This is a genomic window from Streptomyces rhizosphaerihabitans (assembly GCF_025399795.1).
In the GTDB taxonomy this organism is placed as follows: Bacteria; Actinomycetota; Actinomycetes; order Streptomycetales; family Streptomycetaceae; genus Streptomyces; species Streptomyces rhizosphaerihabitans.
This window is the reverse complement of sequence record NZ_JAODTZ010000006.1, coordinates 75,780-93,560: the sequence shown is the minus strand read 5'-3', so window position 1 is coordinate 93,560 and position 17,781 is coordinate 75,780. Positions and strand designations below refer to the sequence as shown.

The window sequence follows — 17,781 nt, the reverse complement described above, 5'->3', positions numbered from 1 at the left end:
AGGTCCCCGTGTACTCGGTCCTCGGACGCCGGCCCCGCATTCTGGCCGCCACCACCGCCACGGCCGGGCTGCTGCTCGTGGCCGGCTGCTCCTCGGACAGCGGAGGCGGCAAGACCACCACCGCGAGCGGGGTCCCGCTGGTCAAGAGCGGTCAGCTCACGACCTGCACCCACCTTCCGTACCCGCCCTTCCAGTCGGAGATCGACGGCAAGGTGCAGGGCTTCGACGTGTCGCTGATCGACCTGGTCGCCAAGGACCTGGGTGTGAAGCAGGCCATCGTCGACACGCCATTCGAGAACTTCAAGACGGGCGCGTTCCTCAACTCCGAGCAGTGCGACCTCGCCGCCGCCGGTATGACGATCACCGAGGAGCGCAAGAAGAACGTCGACTTCTCCGACCCGTACTTCGACGCCACCCAGGCCGTCCTGGTCGACAAGAAGAGCGGCATCAGCTCCTTCGCGGACCTCAAGGGCCAGAAGGTCGGTGCCCAGGCGCAGACCACCGGTGAGGAGTACGCGAAGAGCAAGGGACTCGACCCCGTCTCCTTCGAGTCCTCCGACGCCGTCCTCAACGGCCTGCGCACCGGCCAGGTCAAGGCCGTCGTCATCGACTACCCGGTCGTCCAGGGGTGGCTGAAGGACAAGGCCAACGCCGACGCCTTCAAGGTGGCCGACAACCTCAACACCGGTGAGCAGTACGGCTTCACGGTGAAGAAGGGCAACACCAAGCTCGTCGCCGCCATCAACAAGGCCATCGCGGACGCGAAGGCCGACGGCACGTACAAGAAGCTCTACGAGAAGTGGATCGGCCCGTACGACGCGTCCGCGGCCTCCCCGTCCGCCTCATGAGCGATGCCGACACGCCCCTCCAGCCCCGCAGGTCCGGCCTGAGCCGGCGCCAGAAGCGCTCGATCTCGCGCGGCGTGCAGTACGCGGTCTTCGTCGCCGTCGTGATCGCCTTCGCGGTCACGGCGGACTGGGGCCGTCTGCAGAACCAGTTCTTCCAGTGGGACCTGGTCAAGCAGATGTTCCCGGAAGTCATCACGCTGGCGCTGAAGAACACCGTCCTCTACACGACGTTCGGTTTCGTCGTCGGACTCGCGCTGGGCATCGTCGTCGCTCTGATGCGTCTGTCGTCGGTGGGCCCCTACCGCTGGGCGGCCGGAATCTACATCGAAGTCTTCCGCGGTCTGCCTGCCTTGACGATCTTCATCTTCGTGGGCGTCGCGGTACCGCTCGCGTTCCCCGGTACGGCGATCCCGGGCGGAACTTACGGAAAGGTCGCCATCGCGCTCGGGCTGGTGGGGGCCGCGTACATGGCCGAGACCTTCCGCGCGGGCATCCAGGCCGTGCCCAAGGGGCAGATGGAGGCGGCCCGTTCGCTGGGCTTCTCGCACGCGCGGGCCATGGTCTCGATCATCGTCCCGCAGGCGTTCCGGATCATTCTCCCGCCGCTCACCAACGAACTCGTGACCCTCTTCAAGGACTCCTCGCTGGTGCTGTTCCTCGGCGTCACCCTGGAGGAGCGTGAGCTGTCCAAGTACGGCCGGGACCTGGCCAGCACGACCGCCAACTCCACGCCGATCCTCGTTGCGGGCCTGTGTTATCTGCTGGTGACGGTGCCGCTCGGTTATCTCGTACGACGTCTCGAAACGAAGACGGGGGAGGCCACCAAGTGAGCACACCGGAGATCCAGGTGAAGGACCTCCACAAGTCCTTCGGCGACAACGAGGTACTGCGCGGTATCGACCTGGAGGTCGGGCAGGGCGAGGTCGTGTGTGTCATCGGCCCGTCCGGCTCCGGCAAGTCGACCCTGCTCCGCTGTGTGAACCTCCTGGAGGAGCCCAGCAAGGGCCAGGTGTTCGTCGGCGGTACGGAGGTCACGCACGCGGACGTCGACATCGACGCCGTACGCCGCCGTATCGGCATGGTCTTCCAGCAGTTCAACCTCTTCCCCCATCTGTCGGTGACCGGGAACCTCACGCTGCCGCAGCGCCGGGTGCTCGGCCGGGACAAGGCGGAGGCGGCCCGGATCGCCGCCGAGAACCTCGACCGGGTGGGCCTCGCGGAGAAGGCCGACGCCTACCCGGCCTCGCTCTCCGGGGGCCAGCAGCAGCGCGTCGCGATCGCCCGCGCGCTCGCCATGGGACCCGACGTGATGCTCTTCGACGAGCCGACCTCGGCGCTCGACCCCGAACTCGTCGGCGAGGTGCTCGCCGTCATGCGGATGCTCGCCGACGAGGGCATGACGATGATGGTCGTCACCCACGAGATGAGCTTCGCGCGCGAGGTCGCCGACCGGGTCGTGTTCATGGACGGCGGCGTGATCGTCGAGGACGGCGCCCCGGCGCAGGTCATCGGCAACCCGGCCCACGAGCGGACACGGCACTTCCTGTCCAGGCTGCTCGACCCGGCGATGGCGGACGTCGAGGACAGGACACCGGAACGGCCGGATCAGGAATAGGAACGGCCGGATCAGGAATAGGACCGGCCGGGGGAGGAGCGGGACCGGGCGGGCGAGCAACGTGAGCCGCCTTACTAAGGTGCCTCTCATGAGCGATCACCCGGTACTGCACGTGAAGGGGCGGGTCCTGGTCGGACCCGACGACGTCCGCGACGAGCTGTGGATCGTCGGCGGCCGGATCTCCTACGAGCGCCCCGGCGGCGCCCGTGACCTGCGCACCGTCGAGGGCTGGGCCCTGCCCGGCCTGGTCGACGCGCACTGCCATGTCGGGCTCGACGCCCACGGCCCGGTCCCGGCGGAGGTCTCCGAGAAGCAGGCGCTGACCGACCGCGACGCCGGCACCCTGCTCGTCCGGGACGCCGGCTCGCCCTCCGACACCCGCTGGATCGACGACCGCGACGACCTCCCGAAGATCATCCGCGCGGGCCGGCACATCGCCCGCACCCGCCGCTACATCCGCAACTACGCCCACGAGATCGAGCCCGAGGACCTCGTCGCGTACGTCGCCCGGGAGGCCCGGCGCGGCGACGGCTGGGTGAAGCTCGTGGGGGACTGGCTCGACCGCGGCACCGGCGACCTGAGTGCCTGCTGGCCGCGCGAGGCCGCCCGGGCCGCGATCGCCGAGGCGCACCGGCTCGGCGCCCGGGTCACCGCGCACTGCTTCGCCGAGGACTCGCTCCGCGACCTGGTCGAGGCGGGCATCGACTGCATCGAGCACGCCACCGGTCTCACCGAGGACACCGTCCCGCTCTTCGCCGAGCGCGGCGTCGCCATCGTCCCCACCCTCGTGAACATCGCCACCTTCCCGCGGCTCGCGGCCGGCGGCGAGGCCAAATTCCCCCAGTGGTCGGCGCACATGCGGCGCCTCCACGAGCGCCGCTACGACACCGTGCGCGCCGCGTACGACGCCGGAATCCCGGTCTACGTAGGCACCGACGCGGGCGGCTCCCTCGCGCACGGCCTCGTCGCGGCCGAGGTCGCCGAGCTCGTCACCGCCGGCATCCCGCCCGTCGAGGCGCTCTCCGCCACCACCTGGGGTGCCCGGCGCTGGCTCGGGCGGCCCGGCCTCGACGAGGGAGCGCCCGCGGACCTCGTGGTCTACGAGGGGGACCCGCGCGCGGACGTACGGGTCCTGGCGGCTCCGCGACGGGTGGTCCTCAACGGGCGGATCGTCGGCTGACGTGGGTGAGGTGGACGTGGTTGACGGAACGTGACGGTGGGGGCGGCATGCTCGTTGTGCACTGCCGGGCGTGCTCCGGCGTGTCAACCGTCAACAACCGGCGCGTCAACCAGCGCCTTCGCCCAGGGGTGTTGAGCGAGTGACGGTGGAGAACGGCCGTGCCTCGGGAATCGAAGGTGTGCACGGAAACCCCACGATGGAGTGAACTCGCGTCAGGTGGCTGACTGTTCACTCTCAGTGGGTAATTCTTTCCGGGTCCCAGGCTTTCTCCTATGGGGGTCCCACCCTTGAACAGCATCAACCACCGCATGCCCGCACGCCGTTTCGCCGTCACCGCGGCCGCCACCGTCCTCGCCGCGGGTCCCGCCGCGCTGGCCGGAGCGGGCTCCGCCCACGCGAGCACCGACCACGGTCGCGCGAGCGCCGTCGTGCTCCGCACCGGACTCGACGTGTCCCTCCTCAACAAGACCGTGAACGTCCCGCTCGCGGTCTCCCTGAACGAGGTGCAGGCACCCCGCAGTGCCGAGAAGACCGCGCTCACCGCCCAGTTGGACGGCGTCGACCACGGGCGCCCGTTCAGCGTGCTGCGCGCGGACGTCGCCACCGCCGAGGCCACCGTCTCCGCCGGGAAGGCCGAGGGCTCCACCCGCCTCGCACACGCCGCCGTCCATGTCCCCGGGCTGCCGCTGCTGTCGCTCATCGAGGTCGAGGACGTCACCTCGAAGGCGACCTGCGAGGCGGGGAAGAAGCCCGTCGCCACCGCGAACCTGCTCGGGTCCGTCACCGTCCTCGGCAAGAAGGTGACCCTGTCGACGGGCGGCCCGACGCATGTGAAGGTCCCCGGGGTCGGTGAGGTGCGGCTCGACCTCTCCAAGACCGAGACCACCTCCCGCACGGCCGCCGCGTCCGCGCTCGAACTCAAGCTGTCCATCAACCCGTTGAAGCTGAACGTGGCCGAGGTGGAGGGCACGCTGACACTGGCGAAGGCCACCTGCGAGTCGCCGGCGGCGCCCGTCGCCCAGGAGGCCGCACCGGCCGGCCCCTCCGAAGCCTCCGAACCGGTGGCCGAGGTGACACCGCAGGGCGCTCCCGTGGCGGAAGGGCTCGCGGAGACCGGGGGCAGTTCGATGACGCCGTATCTGGCCGGTGGCGCGGTGGCCCTGCTCGCCGCGGGCGGTGGAACGGTCGTCCTCTCCCGGCGGCGCCGAGGCTGACGGCCCGCCGGGGCCCTGCCGTCAGGGTCCTGTCGTCAGAGTCCTGTCGTCCGGGTCCCGTCGCCCGGAGTTCCGCCCGGACCCGCTCCTCGAACGCCGGAGGCGCTGAGCGGTCAGCCCGTCCGGCGTTCGAGGGCCAGGCCGTTCAGGCCGAACCGGAGGTCCCGGGCTGTGGCTCCGGCACACCCGCCGGTCGGGGACACCGGGGCTACGGGGAGGGTGGTGGCTGCCGGGTTACGCGGACGGTGGGGGCTCCCGGGGCGGAACGACCTTGCTGCCTGCCCCGCCGCTCCCGCTCGCGGTCATCGACCGGTCCAGTGCCTGCAGGAACCGGTTGACCGTCGCCCGGTCCCGCACCGCGATCCGCAGCCACTCGTCCCCGAGCCCGGGAAACGTGTCCCCGCGCCGCACCGCGAACCCGAGATCGCGAAGGACCCGGCGCACCCCGGTGGCCCGTGGCAGCCGGACCAGGACGAAGGGCCCCTCCGCCGGCTCCACCACCCGCAGTCCGTCGGAGCAGCCGAACTCCCGCAGTCCCGCCACCAGATGGGCCCGGTCCGTGGCGATCCGCCGCGCCGCGTGCGCCGCCTCCGCGAGCGCCTGCGAGGACATACAGGCCTCGGCCGCCGCGAGTGCGGGAGTGGAGACCGGCCAGAGCGGCTGGGCGCGCTCCAGTTCGGCGATCGTCCCGGGATCGGCGAGCACATAGCCGATCCGCAGTCCGGCCAGCCCCCATGTCTTGGTGAGACTGCGCAGAACGACGAGTCCGGGCACGTCCGTCCGCCCGGCCAGAGTCTCGCGCTCACCCGGCACCGCGTCCATGAACGCCTCGTCGACCACCAGCACCCGTCCGGGGCGGGCCAGTTCGGCCACGTCCTGCGCCGGGTGCAGGACCGAGGTCGGATTGGTCGGATTGCCGATCACGACCAGGTCGGCGTCCTCGGGGACGGCTGCCGCGTCGAGCCGGAAGCCGTCCTCCTCGCGCAGCAGGACGCGGCCCACCGTGTGGCCGGCATCGCGCAGCGCGGCCTCCGGCTCGGTGAACTGCGGATGCACGACGACCGGCCGACGTACCTTCAGAGCGCGCGCGAGCAGCACGAAGGCCTCGGCCGCGCCCGCCGTGAGCAGCACCCGCTCCACCGGCAGCCCGTGCCGCGCCGCCACCGCGGCCCGCGCGGCCCGCCCGTCCGGGTAGGCCGCGAGTCCCGGCAGCGACGCCGCGATCCGGTCGAGCAGCCACGCGGGCGGGGTGTCCGCGCGGACGTTCACGGCGAGATCGGTGAGCTTCGAACCGTCGTCGCGCACCTCGGCGTCCCCGTGGTGCCGCAGATCGTGCCCGCCCTCGGCGGCCTCTTCAGTGCGCATGGGTATGCGTGTGCCCCCCGTGATGGTGGTGACCGTGTCCGTCGTGGTGACCCTGGCCATTGTGGTGGCCGTCGTCGTCCGGGTGGAAGTGCGGCTGCTGGGGGAGCCCCACCTTGTCCTCGAAGCCGGGCAGCGCGATCCGGTAGACGCAGGAGTCGCAGTTCATCCTCAGGTCGCCCTTCACGGCCTCGCGGTAGCGCTCCATGACCAGGTCGAGCAGTTCGGGCTCGGGGCCGATGACCTCGGCGGAGCCCACCTCGACCCCCGCGTGCGCGGCGGCCCAGTCCTCCGTCTGACGCCGCACCCGGTCCGGCAGGATGCCGGTGAACAGGAAGTAGGGCAGGACCACGATGCGGCGCGCGCCCAGCTTCACACAGCGGTCGAGACCGGACGGCACGTCCGGCGCCGCAAGGGAGACGAACGCCGTCTCGACGCCCGCGTAGCCGCGGCCCTCCCACAGCAGCCGCGCCGCCTTGTGCACCTCGGCGTTGGCGTCCGGGTCCGTGGACCCGCGGCCCACGAGCAGCACCGTCACCCCGGCCCGCTCCTCGGGGGTCCGGACGCCGCCGCCGAGGGCCTCGTCGAGGCGCCGCTCCAGCACGGCGAGCAGTGACGGATGCGGGCCCAGCGGACGCCCGTACGTGTAGGAGATCCCGGGGTGCCGCTCCTTCTCGCGGGTCAGCGCCGCCGGGATGTCTCCCTTGGCGTGCCCTGCGGACACCAGCATCAGCGGTACGGCGGCGAAACGCCGTACCCCCTGCTCGACGAGTTCGCCGACCGCGTCGCCCAGCGGTGGCGGCGACAGCTCGATGAACCCCCCGGCGACGGGCAGTTCGGGATGGCGGCGCCCCAACTCCCTTACGAAGGAGCGGAAGGCCTCGGCTCCGGCCTCGTCCCGGGTGCCGTGTCCGGCGATGAGCAGCGCGGGGGGCGGGGTGGTCACGATGTCTCCTTGGCGGCCGAGACGGCCTCGGCGGTCAGCGGGGCCGTTTCGGCCCGAGCGGTTTTCGCGGCCTGGTCGGCCTGCGGAACAGGGTGGTACAGCAGGGCGTTGAGCGCGGCGGAGGCGACCGCCGAACCGCCCTTCTCGGACACGTTGCTGACAGCGGGCAGGCCGCTCTCGCGGAGTGCGGCCTTGGACTCGGCCGCGCCGACGAACCCGACGGGCAGACCGATGACGAGCGCCGGTTCGGCGTCCAGTCGCAGCAACTCCTCCAGCGCGGTGGGCGCGCAGCCGATCACCCACAGCGCGCCGGGTCCGACCTGCTCGTAGGCGAGCCGGACCGCGTGCGCCGAGCGCGTCAGACCGGGGCCCGACGCGGCGTCCTTGAGGCGGCAGACGGTGGCCCGGCGAGTGATGCCGGCGGCGACCATCTCGACGTCCGCCACGACCGGCGCCCCGGCGTGCAGCGCCGCGTGCGCCCGCAGCAGGACGTCCTCGTCGGTGACGAGATCGCTCGCGTACTCCAGGTCGGCGGCGGAGTGGATCACCCGCTCCACCACCGCGCGCGTCAGCGGCGGGAAGTGCGAGGTGTCCAGACGGGCGCGCAGCCGCCGGAAGGACTCCTGCTCGATGGGGTGCACGACCCGGCTCCCGGGGAACACCTGGCTCACCTGGCTCATTTGGCCTCCTCCTGCCAGCGGTAGCCGCGCGGCGTCACCATGCGCCCGGCGATCTCACGGGTCGCCGTGTTGCCCACGGTCACCACCGTCATCATGTCGACGATCGCCGGATCCAGGGACCCCAGCGTCGTGACCCGGCTCGACTCGTCCGGGCGGGAGGCGTTGCGCACCACACCCACCGGCGTCGTCGGCTCCCGGTGCTCCGCGAGGATCGCGAGCGCCTTGGGGAGCTGCCAGTCCCGGCCCCGGCTGCGCGGGTTGTAGAAGGTCACGACGATGTCGGCCTCGGCCGCCGCGCGCACCCGGCGCTCGATGACCTCCCACGGGGTGTGCAGGTCGGACAGGCTGATCGACACATGGTCGTGGCCGAGCGGTGCGCCGAGGATCGCCCCGGCCGCGAGTGCCGCGGTCACCCCCGGCACCCCGACGACGTCGATGTCGTCGGACGCCTCGGCCAGCGCGGGGGACGCCATGGCGTACACGCCCGCGTCGCCGCTGCCGATCAGCGCGACGGCCTGCCCGCGGCGCGCCTCGGCCACCGCCGTGCGCGCCCGCTCCTCCTCGGCGCCGAGCCCCGACTCCAGGATCAGCGTGCCGGGCCGCAGCAGATCGCGGATCTGGTCGACGTACTGGTCGAGCCCGACGAGCACCGCGGCCCGCCGCAGCTCCGCCGTCGCGCGCGGGGTCAGCAGGTCGCGGGCTCCGGGGCCGAGGCCCACGACCGCGAGCCGCCCGCGGGCCGGCCGGCGCACGACGGCGCAGGTCGCCATCGCGGGCTGCCCGTCCGTCCGCACCGACTTCCGCTTGGGTACGAGGAGTTCGCCTCCGCCCACCAGCGCGGCGGCCTCCGCCACGGACGGCGTTCCCACGGCGGCGAGCGGCGCGTCGGAGGGGTTCGGGACCGCCACCGCCGCCAGCTCCCCGGCGCTGTACGTGCGGACCGGCACCCCGAGCCGCGCGGCGGCCCCGATGATGCCGGGCTCCTCCGACTTGGCGTCGACGGTGGCGAGTTCGGCCACCGACCCGACGGAGAGACCGGCCTCCCGCAGGGCGTCCTCGACGAGCCCGAGGACCTCCTCCACGGGCGCGCCCCGGGAGGCGCCGACACCGACCACGAGGGACGGCGGGCGCAGGACGACCTCGCGCTCGGCGGCTTCGTGGGCACGGTCGGAGATGCGAACGACGGCGGCCCCCGGCGATGCGGGGCTCCCCACGTTCGGCGGCAGCGCGGGCAACGGCCAGCTCGATTCCGCCTCCAGCACCACCGGTTCGCCGTCCAGCATGGCCCGTGAGACCCCGGCGACGTCCCCTTCCACCGGGAAACCGAGGGTGTCGAGACCGGGCACCCCCACCGCGTCGGTCGCCGTCGTCACCACCGGCTCGGCGCCGAGCAACTCACCGACCTCGCGGGCGAGTTCGTTCGCCCCGCCCGCGTGGCCGCCGACCAGCGACACGGCGAACCGTCCCGCCTCGTCGACGCACACCACCCCGGGGTCCGACCCCTTGTCGACGAGCAGTGGCGCGACGAGCCGTACGACCGCGCCCGTGGCGAGGAAGCACACCACCTGGTCGCACTCCGCGAAGGCCCGCCGCACGGCGTCCGCCACGGGTCCGTCGTACACCCGGGTACGCGTGGACCACGCGGCGGCGAGCCGGTCACGGGCCGCCGCTCCCGCCGCCGTGGCGGAAATCAGGCCGATCACTGGGGGACTCCTTCGGTACGGGCCGGAGGCCGGACGCCCCACAGCACAAAGACGGGATTGGTCGCCGCGAGCCGGGAGACATCGCCCGGCAGCGGGGCGAGCCGCGACGACTGCAACAGGACGCCGTCGCAGGCGAATCCGGCGGCGGTGAGCGCGTCCCGGGCGGCCGGCACCCGGTCGAGCGAGGCCATCGCGATCACGACGGCCCGCCGGGCCCGGCGCGCGCACACCGTGACGATGGCGGGCAGTCCACGTCCGCCGCCGCCGATGAAGACCGCGTCCGGATCGTCCAGGTCGGACAGGACCGTGGGCGCGGCCCCGTGCACGACCCGCACGTCCACGCCGTGCGCCGCCGCGTTGGCGCGGATGCGGTCGCAGCCGTCCCGGGTCTTCTCGACCGCGGTCACCGCGGCGCCGAACCGCGCGCACTCCACGGCGACGGAACCGGAGCCCGCGCCGACGTCCCAGACCAGCTCGCCGAGCCGCGGTCCGATCCGGGCCAGTGCCAGCGCCCGTACCTCGAACTTGCTGATCATCGAGTCGCGGTGGGCGAACTCGCTCTCGTCCAGGGCCCATCGGTCGGGCCCGGCGACAGGCCCCGCGACGGTGCGCAGGGGAGCCAGGGACCGCGACTCGTCCAGGCACAGGACGACGCTGACCGCCGTACCCCAGTCGCGGGCGGCGGCCTCGGCGGGAGTGACCCGCTCGACGCGCTCGCGCTGCGGGTCGCCGAGCGCGCTCGCCACGACGAGGACGCGCTCCGCGCCGTGGTGGGCGAGGGCGGCGCCCAGCTCGGCGGGCCCGGACCCCGGACCCGTCAGCACGGCGACCTTGGGCTGCGACCGGCAGATCTGGACGGCCGTAAGAAGATCACGCCCGTGCGCGCTGACCACCACCGCGTCGTCCCAGGGCAGCCCGAGCCGGGCGAACGCGGTCGCCACCGACGACACACCGGGGCGGACGTCCAGCCGCCCTGCCCCGAACCGCTCGGCCAGCGCGCGCACGATCCCGAAGAACCCGGGGTCGCCCGAGGCGAGCACCACGACCGGGCCCCCGCGTGCCCCGTCGTCCGCGTACCGCCCGATACGGTCGAGGGCCGGGGCCAGCGGCCCGAGCACCACCTGTTCCGCCCGCTCCGGCAGCCGGGCCGCCACCAGATGCCGCCGGGCACCCACGACCATTCCGGCCCGGGAGAGCACACCCCCGGCGTCCGGGGACAGCGGCGCACCCGTGCCCGTACCGATGACCGTGATCACCGTGGAGCGGTCCGCGGGGACGACGGATTCTGCGATCGCGCCGGCGGACTCTCCTCCCGCGCCGACGACCTCCACGTTCACGACGCGGGTCCCTGCGCAGCACTGCCCCGGCGCGCTGCACGCAGCTCGGCGCGCGCCTGCGGGTCGGCCTTGCGGAAGCCGTGGAAGTGACCGGGGTGGTAGAGGTGCGAGCGGGTGCCGCTCGCGTCGAGCGCCGGGCCGACCAGGAAGAGGGTGTGCTTCCAGAGCTTGTGCTCCTTGACGGTCTCCTCCAGCGTGCTGATCGTGCACTTCACGATCAACTCCTCCGGCCAGGTCGCCTGGTAGGCGACCACGACCGGCGTGGTCGTCGGATAGCCGCCCTCCAGCAGCTCCCGCACCAGCTGACCGCTGCGCGCCGCCGACAGGAACAGCGCCATCGTCGTGCCGTGCCTCGCGAACTCCCGTACGTCCTCACCGGGCGGCATCGGCGTCTTGCCGCCGCCGAGCCGGGTGAGGATCACCGACTGCGCGACCTCGGGAATCGTCAGCTCGCGCTGCGCGATCGCGGCCACCGCGGAGAAGGACGAGACACCCGGCACGATCTCGGTCTCGATGCCGAGCTCGGCGCACCGGTCGACCTGCTCCTGCGTACCGCCCCAGAGGGCCGGGTCGCCGGAGTGGATCCGTGCCACCCGCAGGCCCTCGGCACGGGCCCGCTCGTACACGGCGACGACGTCCTCCAGCGACATCGTCGCGGAGTCTAGGATCTCGGCGCCCTCGCGCGCGTGGTCGAGGACCTCGGCCTGCACCAGGCTCGCCGCCCAGATCACGACGTCGGCCTCGGTGATGGCGCGCGCGGCGCGGAACGTCAGCAGGTCGGCGGCGCCGGGGCCGGCACCGACGAAGGTCACTTTGCCGGTGGGGGCATCGGCCATGGGAATCGGTCCTCTCCTACGAGAAATCAGGGGTGCTGCGAAAGGTTCGGTGGGCGCGGGGCCGTCGCCCCAGGTGCGCGACCGGGGGTTGATCGGATAGCAAGGGCCTATGGCGGTCCTCGTCGCGCTCGGCGCGTTCCTGATGACGCTGGCCGGCGGCTGGACGGCGCAGCGCGTGACCGACCGCCGCCATCTGGTCCTCGGCCTGGCCGGCGGCCTGATGCTCGGCGTGGTCGGCCTCGACCTGCTGCCGGAGGCGCTGGCCGCGGCGGGCACCGAGGTGTTCGGCGTACCGGCCGCGCTGCTCCTCTTCGTGGCCGGCTTTCTGCTGGCCCATCTGGTCGAGCGCCTGCTCGCCCACCGCCAGGCCGCGCACGGCGGCGAGGAGAACGACGGACGCGCGCCCGAGGTGGGCCTCACGGCGGCCGCCGCGATGGTCGGGCACAGCGCGATGGACGGCGTCGCGATCGGCGCCGCGTTCCAGGTCGGCGGCGGCATGGGCCTCGCGGTCTCCCTCGCGGTGGTCGCCCATGACTTCGCGGACGGCTTCAACACGTACACGATCACGAGCCTGTACGGGAACGCCCGCCGCAAGGCCCTGCTCATGCTGTACGCCGACGCGGCGGCCCCCATGGTCGGAGCCGCCTCCACCCTCTTCTTCACCATCCCGGAGCGGCTGCTCGGCGGCTACCTCGGCCTCTTCGGCGGCGTACTCCTCTACCTCGCCGCCGCCGAGATCCTCCCGGAGGCACACCACGAGCACCCCGCCCGCTCGACCCTGCTGTGCACGGTCGCGGGCGTCGCCTTCATCTGGCTGGTGGTGGGCCTCGCGAGCTGAGCCCGTGCGGTCTGCCGCGGGCGTACAGCGGGCCGAGTCCGAGCGGACGGCCCTGGGTGCCGGGTGTGCCGGGCCTGCCGGGCGTGTCGAGCCCGTGCCGGCGACGGTGCGTGCCCTGCGCGCCGCATGCGTGCGGTCCCTCGTGCGGGGCGTGTCCGCCGGGTGGGTGGGGGTCACAGTTTTCCGCCGCGTTTCCCGTCGCGGGTCGCGGGCGCGATGAGCGTCGAGAGGTAGGGGAGCGGCTCACCGTCGAGCTCGCCCGCCGGCCGGATCGACTCGTCCTCCAGACCGAGCGCCGACCCCCAGACGGCGTCGTCGATCCGCCCGCTGTCCCGCAGCGCCTCGGCGACCTCCGCGGCCTGCCGCCCGAACTTGTACGCGACCACCGTGCCGGGCCCGTTCAGCGCGTCCTTGAGCACGGCGGACCCCGCCGTCACCGGGACGAGCGTGAGCGGCTCGGTCCCCTCGGTGAGAACGGCCCCCGACCGTGCGGCGAGGTCCTGCATGGCGGTGATGCCGGGCACGGTCTCCACGACCGTGCCGGGGACCAGCTCCGCGATGGTGTGGGCGAGATACGTGAACGTCGAGTACACGTTGGGGTCGCCGATGGTCGCGAAGGCGACCGTGCCGTGCCGGCCGAGAAGGCCCGCGACCCGCGCACCGGCGGCGTCCCAGGCGGCCTCGCGCCGCTCCCGGTCGCTCCGCTCGTTGAGCGCGAACACGACCCGGACGACCTTCTCCTCGGGCACGTAGTGCAGGACGGTCGCCTCGGCCCGCCCCCGCTCGCCGCCGTCCTTCCCGTCCGGCGCAGCCATCACGGGGACGACGACGACCTCCGCCGTGCGCAGAGCGTTGACGCCCTTGACGGTCACCAGCTCGGGGTCGCCGGGGCCGACCCCGACTCCGATCAGCTTGCTGCTCATGACGTCAGGCACCTCTCGACGAACCGACGGGCCACACCGGGCTCGGACGCCCAGTGCGTGTGCAGATAACTCGCGTGCACGCCTTGTTGCACGAAACCTTCGACGCGCCGCTCGGGGGCGCGCACCCCCCAGGCGGGAGCGGGCCCGGAGCCGGGCTCCACGACGGTCCGGTGGAACTCGTGTCCGCGCATCCGGGTACCGGCCGCGGCCAGCACACTGTCGCCGAGGGCCACGGCGTCCCGGTATCCGAGGGTGAGCCGCTCGTCCATCCGGGCCACGGCGTCGATCACCCCGCACATGGGCCGCCCGTCGAGCTCCCGCGCCAGATACAGCAGTCCGGCACACTCGGCCGCGACCGGCGCCCCGCCGAACGCCAGCTCCGCCACGGCCTTGCGCAGCGGCTCGTTGGCGGACAGCTCGGGCGCGTACACCTCGGGGAACCCGCCGCCGATGACCAACCCGCCGGTCCCGTCGGGCAGTTGCTCGTCCCGGAGCGGATCGAAGGTGACGACCTCGGCTCCGGCGGCGGTGAGCAGCTCGGCGTGTTCGGCGTAGGAGAAGGTGAACGCCGGGCCACCGGCCACGGCAACTCTCCGCACCCCGGCCGGAGTCCGGACCGCCGGCCCGTCATCCCCTCGCGGACGGGCCGGGCCGGGCCCCGGGGAGGCGGCCACGGAGGTGGAGGGGGAGAGGGGCGGCAGGGGCGAGGGAGGAAGCGCCTCGGCCGCGACCGAGGCGTGAACCCCCTCGGCTCCGGCCGGGGAACGCACCGCCTCGGCCGCGTCCCACGCGGGACCCGACAACTCGCCCGCCCCGCGGGCCAACGCGAACAACGCGTCCAGATCGCACCCCGCGCGCACCTGCGCGGCCATCGCCTCGACCGCCTCGACCGCTTCCGAGCGCCGTTCGGCGACCGGCACGAGTCCCAGATGGCGCGACGGCGTATCGATCTGCGGAGCCCGCCGCAGCACGCCGAGCACCGGTACCCCGGACGCGTCCAGCGCCTCGCGGAGCATGGCCTCGTGCCGCTCGGAGCCCACCTTGTTGAGGATCACTCCCGCGACCCGCACCTCGGGGTCCCAGGAGGCGAACCCGTGCACCAGCGCGGCCACCGACCGCGACTGCGAGGACGCGTCGACGACCAGCACCACCGGCGCCCGCAGCAGCTTCGCCACCTGCGCCGTGGACGCGAGTTCCCCCTCGCCCGCGGCCCCGTCGTACAGCCCCATCACGCCTTCGACGACCGCGAGATCGCACCCGCGCGCCCCGTGCGCGAACAACGGGCCGATCAACTCGCGGCCGCACAGGTAGGAGTCGAGATTGCGTCCCACACGCCCGGTGGCGAGCGCGTGATACCCGGGGTCGATGTAGTCGGGCCCCACCTTGTGCGGGGACACGGCGAGCCCCCGTGAGGCGAAGGCCGCCATCAGCCCCGTGGCGACGGTGGTCTTGCCGCTGCCCGAGGAGGGCGCGGCGATGACCAGCCGGGGAACGGAGGACGTCACCACTCGATGCCCCTCTGCCCCTTCTGGCCCGCGTCCATCGGGTGTTTGACCTTGGACATGTCGGTCACGAGATCGGCGAGGTCGACCAGCTTCTCAGGGGCGTTGCGCCCGGTGATCACGACGTGCTGGGTGCCCGGACGGTCCCGCAGCACCGCCACGACCTCGTCGGTGTCGATCCATCCCCAGTGCATCGGGTAGGCGAACTCGTCGAGCACATACAGCTTGTACGTCTCGGCGGCGAGGTCGCGCTTGACCTGCTCCCAGCCCTCGCGGGCCTTCTCCTCGTTGTCCATCTGCGCGTCGCGCTGGACCCAGGACCAGCCCTCGCCCATCTTGTGCCAGTCGACGGTCCCGCCCTCGCCGGAGGCGCCGAGGACCCGCAGCGCGTTCTCCTCGCCGACCTTCCACTTCGCCGACTTGACGAACTGGAACACCCCGATCGGCCACCCCTGGTTCCAGGCGCGCAGCGCGAGCCCGAACGCGGCGGTGGACTTGCCCTTGCCGATCCCCGTGTGCACGACGACCAGCGGCCGGTTACGACGCTGACGGGTCGTCAGACCGTCCTCCGGTACGACACTCGGCTGTCCCTGCGGCACTACGCGGCCCTCCTCGAAGTTCCCTGCACACCCTGCACGTCCCGGACGAGCCCGGCGATGGAATCGGCCCGCAGCTCGTCCAGGGTCACCGGCGTACCGCCCAGTTCCCCCGCGAGCTGCCCCGCGAGCCCGAGCCGTACCGGCCCCGACTCGCAGTCGACGACCACCGAGGCGACCCCGCCGGCCGCGAACAGCCGCGCCGCGCGTCCGGCCGTGGCGACCGGCTCGGCCCCGCCCGTGGCCCGCCCGTCGGTCACGACGACGACCAGCGGCCGCCGGGCGGCGTCCCGCAGCCGCTCCACCCGCAGCACCTCGTGGGCCCGCAGCAGCCCGGCCGCGAGCGGCGTCCGGCCGCCCGTCGGCAGCGACTCCAGCCGGGCCGCGGCCGCGTCCACCGAGGAGGTGGGCGGCAGCGCGACCTCGGCGGCCGACCCGCGGAAGGTCACCAGACCCACCTTGTCCCGCCGCTGGTACGCGTCGAGCAGCAGCGACAGCACCGCGCCCTTGACGGCGCTCATCCGCTGTCGCGCCGCCATCGACCCGGAGGCGTCCACGACGAACAGCACGAGGTTGCCCTCACGGCCCTCGCGTGTCGCCTGCCGCAGATCGTCCCGCCGTACGACGAGACCGCGCCCCGACCGCCCGCGCGCCAGCTGATGCGGCGCGGCGGCCTGCACGGTCGCCGCCAGATGCAGCTTGGTGAGCGTCCCCCGCGGACGCCTCGACCCGGTCGTGCGGCCGTGCTCGGTCCGCGCGCGCGAACGCCGCCCGGCCGCGCCCTCGCCGAGTCCCGGAACACTCAGCACCTTGGTACGGAAGGGTTCGGCGGCCCGTACGGGCGACTGCTCGCCGCCCTGTCCGGCCGGCGCCTGCCCGCCGTCCGACGGCTCGCCCTGCGCGGGCACGTCACCGGCCGGGGAGCCGTCGTCCGGCCCGTCCTGCGGCGGCTGCCCCCCGCCCCCGGGCCCGTCCGGATCCGGGTCCGGGTCGTCGTCCGAGCCCTCGGGTCCGCCGTCCGAGCCCCCGAACTCCTCCAGCGTCTCGTCGAGCTTGTCCTCGTCGATCCCGGGCGCGTCGAACGGGTTGCGCCGGCGCCGGTGCGGCAGCGCGAGCAGCGCCGCCTGCCGTACGTCCTCGGCGAGCACCTCGGTCCGCCCCGCCCACGCGGCAAGCGCCGTCGCGGTCCGCGCCATCACGATGTCGGCGCGCATACCGTCCACCTCGAAGGCCGCGCAGGTCGCCGCGATCTGCCGCAGTGCCCCGTCGCCGAGCCGCACGGAGGGCAGCAGCGCGCGGGCCGCCACGATCCGGGCCCGCACGGCGGCCTCCTCGTCGGCCCAGCGCGCCGCGAAGGCGGCCGGATCGTCGTCGTGGGCGAGCCTGCGCCGCACGACCTCGACCCGCTGGTCGGGCTCCCGCGAGGCCGCGACCTCGACGGTCAGCCCGAACCGGTCGAGCAACTGCGGCCGCAGCTCGCCCTCTTCGGGGTTCATCGTCCCGACGAGCAGGAACCGCGCCGCATGCCGTACGGAGACACCCTCGCGTTCCACGTACGAGGCACCCATCGCCGCCGCGTCCAGCAGCAGGTCGACCAAGTGGTCGTGCAGCAGGTTCACTTCGTCGACGTAGAGGATCCCGCGGTGGGCGTCGGCCAGGAGGCCCGGCTCGAAGGCCTTCACACCCTCCGCGAGCGCCCGCTCGATGTCGAGGGCACCCACCAGTCGGTCCTCGGACGCGCCGACGGGCAACTCGACCATACGGGCCGGGCGTTGCGCGCCTGCCGCCGCCTCGTGCGGCCCGTCCGGGCACGCCGGGTCGGCAGCGGCAGGGTCGCACGAGAAACGGCACCCGGGAACGACGGCGACCTCGGGCAGCAGCGCCGAAAGGGCGCGCACCGCCGTCGACTTGGCGGTGCCCTTCTCGCCGCGGACCAGTACACCACCCACGGCGGGCGAGACGGCGTTCAGCAGCAGCGCGAGCCGCAGGTCGTCCTGGCCGACGACGGCCGTGAACGGAAAGGTGCTGGTCACGCGGTGATCACTCCTTCGGGTGCTTCGTGTCACAGTTCCGGCCGCCACAGCCGTCCAGCCGTCATGGTGGAAGTCCGGTCCCCGCCGATGCGGGGGTGGTCCGAACGTCGACACACGAGAACACGAGCTGGTCGACTGCTCCCCGCCACTGCGGGGGTTCCAAGGGCA

Annotated in this window: 16 protein-coding genes; 6 read left to right on the top strand and 10 right to left on the bottom strand. The window is 73.3% G+C overall.

The features are described 5' to 3' along the window. Nucleotides 1-8: 8 nt before the first annotated feature. The 5 genes from N4G66_RS08080 (at nt 9) to N4G66_RS08060 (ending at nt 4,857) form a co-directional block, all read left to right on the top strand. Nucleotides 9-848: a basic amino acid ABC transporter substrate-binding protein gene (locus tag N4G66_RS08080; protein WP_261703292.1), complete on the top strand. Its 840-nt coding sequence runs from the start codon at nt 9-11 to the stop codon at nt 846-848. After that, nucleotides 845-1,678: an amino acid ABC transporter permease gene (locus N4G66_RS08075; protein WP_261703291.1), complete on the top strand. Its 834-nt coding sequence runs from the start codon at nt 845-847 to the stop codon at nt 1,676-1,678. Before N4G66_RS08080 ends, N4G66_RS08075 begins: the two co-directional genes overlap by 4 nt. Beyond that, nucleotides 1,675-2,463 carry an amino acid ABC transporter ATP-binding protein gene (locus tag N4G66_RS08070; protein ID WP_261703290.1) on the top strand — a complete coding sequence of 263 codons (789 nt, stop codon included), beginning with the start codon at nt 1,675-1,677 and terminating at the stop codon, nt 2,461-2,463. The genes N4G66_RS08075 and N4G66_RS08070 overlap by 4 nt, the downstream gene beginning before the upstream one ends. A gap of 88 nt (nt 2,464-2,551) precedes the next feature. Further along, the gene (locus N4G66_RS08065) at nt 2,552-3,643 is read left to right on the top strand and encodes an amidohydrolase family protein (RefSeq protein WP_261703289.1); all 1,092 of its coding nucleotides are present in this window, start codon (nt 2,552-2,554) and stop codon (nt 3,641-3,643) included. A gap of 308 nt (nt 3,644-3,951) precedes the next feature. Continuing rightward, nucleotides 3,952-4,857 (top strand): SCO1860 family LAETG-anchored protein, encoded by a 906-nt coding sequence (locus tag N4G66_RS08060; protein WP_261703288.1) that lies wholly within the window; start codon nt 3,952-3,954, stop codon nt 4,855-4,857. A gap of 234 nt (nt 4,858-5,091) precedes the next feature. Here the strand turns inward: N4G66_RS08060 and cobC are convergent, their stop codons facing one another. The 6 genes from cobC to cobM all read right to left on the bottom strand — a co-directional run bounded on the left by cobC (nt 5,092) and on the right by cobM (nt 11,721). Continuing rightward, nucleotides 5,092-6,222 (bottom strand): Rv2231c family pyridoxal phosphate-dependent protein CobC, encoded by a 1,131-nt coding sequence (cobC, locus tag N4G66_RS08055; protein ID WP_261703287.1) that lies wholly within the window; start codon nt 6,220-6,222, stop codon nt 5,092-5,094. Continuing rightward, nucleotides 6,212-7,165: a sirohydrochlorin chelatase gene (locus N4G66_RS08050; RefSeq protein WP_261703286.1), complete on the bottom strand. Its 954-nt coding sequence runs from the start codon at nt 7,163-7,165 to the stop codon at nt 6,212-6,214. The genes cobC and N4G66_RS08050 overlap by 11 nt, the downstream gene beginning before the upstream one ends. Continuing rightward, complete coding sequence (locus N4G66_RS08045; RefSeq protein WP_261703285.1) at nt 7,162-7,845, bottom strand: precorrin-8X methylmutase; 684 nt, start codon at nt 7,843-7,845, stop codon at nt 7,162-7,164. Before N4G66_RS08045 ends, N4G66_RS08050 begins: the two co-directional genes overlap by 4 nt. After that, nucleotides 7,842-9,548, bottom strand: a complete 1,707-nt coding sequence (cobJ, locus tag N4G66_RS08040) for a precorrin-3B C(17)-methyltransferase (RefSeq protein ID WP_261703284.1) — start codon at nt 9,546-9,548, stop codon at nt 7,842-7,844. Before cobJ ends, N4G66_RS08045 begins: the two co-directional genes overlap by 4 nt. Beyond that, a complete protein-coding gene (gene cbiE / locus N4G66_RS08035) occupies nt 9,545-10,804 on the bottom strand; it encodes a precorrin-6y C5,15-methyltransferase (decarboxylating) subunit CbiE (RefSeq protein ID WP_261703452.1) in 1,260 nt (419 codons plus the stop codon). The genes cobJ and cbiE overlap by 4 nt, the downstream gene beginning before the upstream one ends. 77 nt (nt 10,805-10,881) lie before the next feature. After that, nucleotides 10,882-11,721, bottom strand: a complete 840-nt coding sequence (gene cobM / locus N4G66_RS08030; protein ID WP_261703283.1) for a precorrin-4 C(11)-methyltransferase — start codon at nt 11,719-11,721, stop codon at nt 10,882-10,884. 109 nt (nt 11,722-11,830) lie between these two features. Here cobM and N4G66_RS08025 point away from each other — a divergent pair, with 109 nt between their 5' ends. Then, nucleotides 11,831-12,559, top strand: coding sequence for a ZIP family metal transporter (locus N4G66_RS08025; protein WP_261703282.1), 729 nt, complete (start codon nt 11,831-11,833; stop codon nt 12,557-12,559). Between the two features lie 173 nt (nt 12,560-12,732). Here N4G66_RS08025 and cobI read toward each other — a convergent pair whose 3' ends face one another. The 4 genes from cobI to N4G66_RS08005 are packed head-to-tail and all read right to left on the bottom strand — an operon-like array spanning nt 12,733 to nt 17,613. After that, nucleotides 12,733-13,482 (bottom strand): precorrin-2 C(20)-methyltransferase, encoded by a 750-nt coding sequence (gene cobI / locus N4G66_RS08020; protein ID WP_261703281.1) that lies wholly within the window; start codon nt 13,480-13,482, stop codon nt 12,733-12,735. After that, nucleotides 13,479-14,987: a cobyrinate a,c-diamide synthase gene (locus N4G66_RS08015; protein WP_261703280.1), complete on the bottom strand. Its 1,509-nt coding sequence runs from the start codon at nt 14,985-14,987 to the stop codon at nt 13,479-13,481. Before N4G66_RS08015 ends, cobI begins: the two co-directional genes overlap by 4 nt. Continuing rightward, the gene (gene cobO, locus N4G66_RS08010) at nt 14,984-15,583 is read right to left on the bottom strand and encodes a cob(I)yrinic acid a,c-diamide adenosyltransferase (protein WP_261703279.1); all 600 of its coding nucleotides are present in this window, start codon (nt 15,581-15,583) and stop codon (nt 14,984-14,986) included. Before cobO ends, N4G66_RS08015 begins: the two co-directional genes overlap by 4 nt. Then, a complete protein-coding gene (locus tag N4G66_RS08005; RefSeq protein ID WP_261703278.1) occupies nt 15,583-17,613 on the bottom strand; it encodes a putative cobaltochelatase in 2,031 nt (676 codons plus the stop codon). Before N4G66_RS08005 ends, cobO begins: the two co-directional genes overlap by 1 nt. Nucleotides 17,614-17,781: the final 168 nt, after the last annotated feature.